Source organism: Endozoicomonas sp. YOMI1, from assembly GCF_024606345.1.
GTDB lineage: Bacteria > Pseudomonadota > Gammaproteobacteria > Pseudomonadales > Endozoicomonadaceae > Endozoicomonas.
Genome location: NZ_JAHHPM010000358.1, coordinates 1 through 7,573 on the forward strand (window position 1 = coordinate 1; position 7,573 = coordinate 7,573).

The following is a 7,573-nucleotide window of genomic DNA, read 5'->3' on the forward strand; positions in this document are numbered from 1 at the left end:
CGGAGTCGAAGGGTGCCTGGCACGATCTATCATGCTTCGGAGTTTACGCCCTTCGTCAGGCTCAGGACGAACGGAGTTTGGTGGCTCCAAAATGTGGAAATTATTCAAGGCCTATTCCTAACGTGGCCGATATCAAGTTTGAGATGAGGAGGGAAGACAATGAAAAAGGGAGATATGCGCCACGGTACTTTTACCCCGGCTTTCAAGGGAAATTACCCGCTGTGCCTGCAGGCGATTGCAGGACAGAGAATCCAGTGGCAATACATGGGAGAAAGCACCATGCCTCCGCTTGGCACCCGACTGTTTATGGCCATGAGCGACAACAAACTTCTGCAGGAGCAGAAGTACTGGGTCTTGGAAGATGCTATTGAGTTTGACAACTATAATTAGCGGGAGCCTTCACTCCCCTGTTGTCTGTCAGAGCTTATGCTTTAAACATAAGCTCACGAGACAGAAAGATTCAGACATCATCCTGCCACTGAATGACTATCTGTCCCCGGCTGACATCGTGCAAATGCCGGGCAAGATGCTCTCTTCCGGTTTCTGGCATTAAGATCATCATCTTGACCGACTGACCATAGTCACACTGCTCAAGACTCCCGTGAAACCCAACCACAGCACCGCCATCAGGAGCACCCGCAACAAAGGCTGAGCAGTGATGAGTGGCATCCGGGTATTCGATACGCTTTTCTTCGACAAAAGCCAAGGCTTCCCGGCGAGAGTGAGCCGGAGAAATACAGGCAATAAATCGGCTTTTTCTGACTTCGGTTTCAACCGTTATAACTTGGGCAGGGACAACGTAATCAGCAGACATGACGACCTGAGACAGCAATCGATCGGTAACGTAAGATTCTACCTGTAAACGTCAGTCTGTGACTTCGTCAAAGGTAAAATAACTTTTCAATGTTTCAACCAGATCGATAATATCATGACCCGCATTGACAATACTGTAACCAGAGTCAAAATATTCCGGCCCAACATCAGGCTTGCACCAGTGGCACCGTGAATCAAAATCCAGATACCGCTCTCCCATCTCATCATCGGGAAGAATAATACGCATATTATAAACAGCGCCAATCAAAACAGGGACAGAACTGATCAACATTAAGCCATTACAACTGATGTTCCCGATACTTCCCATAACCCGCATGGTGTTGCGATTATAAATTTTCAGATAATCCTGCAACTGATGACGCTTAATCGAGCGGCGTTCCTTGCCACTGGGTGTTAACGACATAAATCACGCCTTGTTTGCTTAAACATAGATAACCAGACATTATCTTATGATTACTGTTAATACAGAGCTTAAATACATCACCTGAAAATCATTTAAGCTTCATCAATAAAACTCATGGAAACAGATCATTTCAATTTAATGTTTTTTCTTCTATCTATTTTAATCTGAGCATCTTCAGCATACTCTAACAGTGAATTTCTATATTTTTCATTAGCCAGCAAAAGTTCTTTCTGAATCTGACCCAGGCACCTGGTTAATTGAGGGTCATTACCTTTTCTTAATACTGCCCTGGCTTTTCCTATGGCGTTATGTTCTTTTCTTTTCTGTTCAAGGGAATCATAATCTTTCTTGACTTGACCTTCACGTGAAGGCAGAACAACATCCCAATTCCACTTATTTGGCCTGCCAGATTGAACCAACTGGATTTTGGTCGGCGCTTTTGTCCCCTTCTGTGGATAAAACTTGTCTACTCTGTCACGGGATTTTTTATAATGACTCAAGCTTAACGCTTTCATTCCTTTTCCTAGAATATTGCACATGTTGCCAAATTTTTGGACGTTACTTTGATCTTTACCGGAATCAAATGTTATGCCAGACAGTGCAGTAGCCAGATCATGATAGAAAGTCTCCAGCGAACTACCCCTTTGACGGCAAAACGTCGACAAGGCTTCCAGATCCCCGGATTTCACTTTGTCAAACTCACTATCGAAAGCCTCTTTTACGGCTTTCACCTTTTGCCAGTCTCGGGGCTCAGAGAGCACAAGTTTACCAGCACCCTCAGAGGCATTTTTTGGTGTATTGCCATGATTGCAAAGTGTACCAAGATCGCTAAACACTTTATCTGCCTCAGTTTTTAACTGCTCGCAATAGGTCATCAGTGCCGGTGGAACATCATGCACCTCTCCCCGATCCACTGGAGTAATCCCGCTTTCCCGTATCTTACCGATACACCTGGCAATTTCATGATCCATATGCTGGCTTTCGGCAAATTGTTCAAGAGTTGCTTCTTTATCAAAATGATCAAAGCTCTGTCTGTCTATTTTCTGTAATTCCTTATAAACCTTTCCTGTCAACTGAAATTCAAGTTCCTCAACATACTTCTTATGGTCATATTCATCCGCACTTCCCGCCGGAGTGACGACCGGGCCAAGCTTGACCTTATCAAGTGCCTGTTCGGCCCCGGTACCGCGCCAATTATGAGCACTGGATAAAATCTCATCGGCATCCGCGCGTTTATTTCCTCGTTCAAAGCTTGCCTCACAGGTTTTTACAAACGTTGAGTCTTCACGAAGTGCCATCAGGGTGGCCGTCATTTCCAGAACCTGATTCTGCTCATACCACTGGGCTCTTTTGAAATCCGCCAGAGCGTTTTTCACCGATTGGGGAAATACATTGCACTCCCAGGATTTGATAAAGGTTCCCAAATCACGTTCAAGGTTAGCGTCATATTTATCTTCCTCATCCGGAGGCGAAACATGCAGTTTGGAATGGATCACTCGTAACTGTTCAGGACTCACCTTATCTTCTAACCCGGCCATCAGTTTTGCCTTCGCTTCCTGAGTGTTCTCATGGACACGCTCACAGGCATTGGCCAGTTCTTTGTGCTTCTCTTGGTGCTCGTGGCTCACGCTACCAATGGATGGCAAGGCTTTCGTATTCAGTACCAGATAAAATTTCTGCGACGTTAAAGAGCCCGAATTGCGCGAGAAACGACCAAACTCCTGAAGAAATACATTGCTGCGCCTGCTGACATCTTCAGTCATACCAAGGTGGATACCGACACTTGCCGCACTTTGAGGACAATCCGTTCCGGTACCCTGCGTCTTGTCAAGGCGAACGTCGTAATCCTCAGGGTTCTTTCGAATCAACGCCTCCATTTCCGGCGAAACCACTGCGTCCGGTTGCTGATATTTTTCCTGTTTCGGATGGTACAAACAGAGCTGTTTCTGATCGTTGTAGTACAAAAGCCCCCGAACCTTGCCACCTCGTGCTTTTTGCAGACAGTTATAATCTTCCACAACGTGGCTGAACCGGTCTTCGCCATTATGGTTACCATCAAACAGAATGATCTGTTTATCCTTACCGGAACCCTCCATCACCTGCTCGAGGACTTTAAGTCTATTCTCCCGGTTGGATGTTTCACCGGACAAGATAGGTGTGGTTTTCGTCAGCCAGTTAAAGAGTCTGGCGTGGGTTGTCATGGCGTTCGATTCACATTTTTCCGCCGCCTCTTTAACCGTTGCCGATTTCGTCAACCCAGCCATGGTAAAACCGGTACCCATGGTGGCTGACAGGCAGACTTTATGCTTACTGCCGCTCAAAAAGGCTGCCTGCATTTCGGCCACTTCGCGCTCATCTATCGGCTTCGTCCCGAGCACGCTTTGCGCACGGCTCACATCTGCGGCCTGCTCCTTAAACTCATCATTACTGCTAGGCATAACTGACCGGTCATACTCATCAAAAACCTTTAGACCGTCGTATTGCAATGCATCCAAAATGTCTTCTAATAAGCGAATCTCTTTTTTCAACGTAGCCGGGGTTTCTTTACAGTGAGTCTGGTAATCTGCCGCATCAATGGCTTTCAGCCGGTCCCTGAGCGTCATTAATAGCAGGACATCCTTTGTGGAGATACCCAGCGGACCTTCCGCGGTCACCTGCGCCTTAATATCCTTCAGCACCTGCGGCGACCACCATTTCCGAGGAGTCTCGGACTTGGGCACAAAATCTTTAAAAAGATCCAGCCTGCGGTAGGTTACGCCCGAATCAGCAAAATAACCTGTCAGTGAGTGATCCAGTTCAGCCTGGTTATTGGCTGGCGCAATGACCCGAACAGGATGCTTTTTCCGGCAGGCCTGATCGGCAACCAGGGGAATAATTGTTTTACTTTTACCGTAACCGGTGCCCAGCTGGAACACCAATGTATTACCTTTTGACGCTCTGTCGCTCCCCATTTCCTGCACAAAGTTAAATACTTTTTCAGCCATCTTTGGCTGATCACCACGCAGGACCAGCCCACCTTGCTCAAATGAAATCATGACCCGGCTTTGTTCATCCAGACCACGGCGGTAGTGAGACTCAATTCGTTCTGTCGCTTCTTTCTGCGCACCAGCCAGCAGTGCCATATCCAGATTCAATCCCTGACAGGCGCCTTTAAACTCATCATCAGGCATCTGCTGACTGTCAAAGCGCTCACTCTTGACCACTGCCAGTTTGTCTTTCAGAGCGCCCATACGCAGCCCCATGCTGAGACAGAAATCCTTCTCATTCTTCACCAGCATCAGTTGCACCAACTCATCACAGAACGAGTCACGATTCACCCTGACCCACGCTGGCAGACGACCGTTCTTAAACTGATTAATCGCAAAATCGACCAGTTCATCATCCCGGTAAAAATCCAGCCCTTTATCTTCACTATTATCTCTAATGGCCTTACCGAGCTTTCTGGTCAGGTAGTCCACGCCCTCGCTCAACCGTAACTGCCGGTCCCGATTCACTTTGACCACCTTGTCAAAATTCAACGCAACCTGCTGGATCGAGCCGTCTGACCATTCCGGTGCATCCGGTTTAATTTCACAACCGGCAAATACCGACATGTTTTGAAAAGCACCCGCTTTGAACTCCTTGAGGTTTTTCTCACCGAGCTCAATCAGCTCATTACTGCCAAATTTCTTCCGGCACTGTTCAAAATAGCCTTTACCAACGTGATCAAAACTGGTATCAGGCGAGAGGTTTTGATAGCGTTGATCTGCTGATTTCAAGCTGGCATTTTCCAGATGAGTCCCCACCTTTTCTTTCTTTTCTTTTTCATTCTGAAGCTCGGTGTATTGACTCTTCTTTACCTTCCGCCCCGCCAGGAGTTTGCTTCGATCCTTAGTGCCAATCAATTGCTGTAGATTTTTTTCACTGGATCGTGCTTTCACGTCAATGCGGGTTTGCTGATATAACGAAGCCAGCTTTTTCTGTGCATTCTCTGTTTCATTCCACTTTTCGCGAATCGACTGTACGCCCCCTCGGAGCGCGCTGGCTTTCGCCCGGGCGACCTCATCTGACTTTGTATCGAAGGAGGTCTGGTCAGGACCTTTTGCTGCCCGCAGCAAAAACTCGGCATCGACCAATTCATCGTTACTGGTAGCGTCTATAGGCCTGGGCTTTAACTCTCCTTTGCCATCAGGCTCATACAAGAAATACCGCGGCTCCTGTGCCGTAGTCTGCAGGACCAGAATGCCTGGTTTGCCATCATCTGCTCTCACTGGCAACCAATTGTCGGCAAAGGGAATATCGCTTTTCGGGTACTCGTAGAGAAAGCGGGGGTGTAATGTATAATGTCTGTTGCCCAGCATTCCATGCCAGTCGCCAGCCCGGTTTTTTTCAAAGACAATGCCTGCCGGTTTGCCGCCATCGATCGCTATACTTTCTGCCCCTTCATCCGCTTTCCGGTAGTTGGCATTGGGAACGCCGGCAAAAAACTCACTCAGAGGGCCTTTACCTCTGCCAAGCCTGGTGACCGTAAAAGATCCTTCCGTGGTCGATGCACCATCTTTTAAGGTTTCATAATCAAAGATGCTTTGTTGGTGAAATGCCTCCATAAACTCCAGTTTCTGGCCAGTTATTTCCGGAAGCTCCCTGTCAGTGTCCAGCTTATCCAGTAAACCATTACAACGTTTTTCCAGTTTCTGATATCTGGGCTCACCATTTTTTGCGGTTAATGTGCCTTTGTGCTGATTGGCTGACTCAACGGCCAATTTGGAATTGGGCTTTTTCAGATCACTCAGACAGGCTTCCAGAACAGCGAACTTACCCGGCATAGGATGCAGGTTGAATTGATCGCGAATATCCAGCAACCCTTTAGTCAATGCGGCATCTAAATCCTTTGACCGTTTCACGGCGGTATTTTTAACGCCTTCCTGCTTCACCTTCAGGCTGTTCAACAGCGCCAGCAACCTCGGCCTGATGCGGGCATCCTCTATCAGCCTGGCAGCCTGTTTTCCAATGGCTGAAGTACTTGTGTCTGACAAAACCTCAGCGTCGGTTTGCTGGTCACCAAATACCTTACCCAGCGCTGCTTCCTGTTGACGGATAGCTTCTGAGGCAAATTGTTCACCTCTGATCCCCAATTTCCCCTGATGAACACGGGCGGGGATTCTCTGTGGGTCGAGCTGCTGTAACCTCTGGGCATACTGCATATAAAGCTGCTGAAGCTGTAGATGACGCCCGTCGCCACTTGGTACTTTAGCAACCTCTGCGTTACATCTTCTAACTAACTCTTTAGATACCCGATCAATGGTTTGACCCGCCAAGTAACTGCACGCCTCTCCGTGATTGGATGCAAATACACTGGCAAGGTCTGGTAATACCTTTTCCATAAAGTCTTCAGTGTCGGGACAGTTAGCACTGGTCTTATCAAGATCTTCAAACCACTTTTCGACTGCTTTCCCCGTTATTGCCCGGTTTGATTGATCAATACTGTTTTTTTGCTGCTTCAGGCTTTCTTTGATACTGATCGCTCTATCTTCAAGCGCTTTACACTCTTCAGGGCGATTGCGATATTTATTGTTAAAATCATTAACGGTCTTATCTATTTCTTTCTCTAAGGTTCGAATTTGCCCGGTAATCGCATTTCGCAAACGGGTATTACTTGGCTCAAGCTTTTTATCCTCTTCCTCCAGCCAGATAACGTCTTTCTTTGATATCTCTAAAGCCTTCCAGTTATTAAACTGCTCCACTTTAGCAGCCATACCGTTTACCGCTTTTTGCAGGGCAACCGTGTTCTGATGAACCCCGGAAAGTCGAACAGCTTCCTGGTTAACGGGAACATGGTTTAAATACAGTTCCAATTTCCCGGGCTCCTGATCCGGTGAGGTTGGCGAAGTCACTTCCGGAAGTTCTGCTGCAGACCAGGTGACTTTCGGTGATGCTGCCAATGCCATTGGGATCGGGGTGACAGTTGGTGATGGAGGTAGCGATCCAATACCTGAGTCATGTCTTTCTAATTTACCCGGGTTGCTTATTTCTTGTGGATCTGGCTTATCACCCTCTGGCATCACTGGTGTTGGGCTGTTGCTCCCGGTCACTTCTGGCGCCGCTGGTGTGTTGTCTCCGTTCGCTCCTGTCGCTACTGCTATTAGGCTACTTTTGTCGTCAATAATCTCAGAAATCGGACTTGTTGCATGATTGGTGGTCTCGGGTATTGCATTGGTGGAGGCATCAGCAAACTGTCTGGCCGGACCGTTACTACCGGTTAACTCTTGCGTTTCTGACTTTAAAACATTGTCGTCTTCAGTCTTCTCAGGAATCGGACTGGTTCCACGACTGGTGGTCTCGGGTATCGCATTGGTT

At 47.5% G+C, this 7,573-nt stretch carries 4 protein-coding genes; 1 reads left to right on the plus strand and 3 read right to left on the minus strand.

The features are described from left to right. Positions 1-159: 159 nt before the first annotated feature. The gene (locus KDK15_RS12910) at positions 160-390 is read left to right on the plus strand and encodes a hypothetical protein (RefSeq protein WP_257295791.1); all 231 of its coding nucleotides are present in this window, start codon (positions 160-162) and stop codon (positions 388-390) included. Between the two features lie 70 nt (positions 391-460). Here the strand turns inward: KDK15_RS12910 and KDK15_RS12915 are convergent, their stop codons facing one another. The 3 genes from KDK15_RS12915 to KDK15_RS12925 all read right to left on the minus strand — a co-directional run. Then, the gene (locus tag KDK15_RS12915; protein ID WP_257295792.1) at positions 461-814 is read right to left on the minus strand and encodes a YigZ family protein; all 354 of its coding nucleotides are present in this window, start codon (positions 812-814) and stop codon (positions 461-463) included. A gap of 51 nt (positions 815-865) precedes the next feature. After that, complete coding sequence (locus tag KDK15_RS12920; RefSeq protein ID WP_101747812.1) at positions 866-1,237, minus strand: PilZ domain-containing protein; 372 nt, start codon at positions 1,235-1,237, stop codon at positions 866-868. A gap of 125 nt (positions 1,238-1,362) precedes the next feature. Then, the coding region (locus KDK15_RS12925) for a hypothetical protein (protein ID WP_257295793.1) at positions 1,363-7,573 on the minus strand (6,211 nt) is incomplete at its 5' end.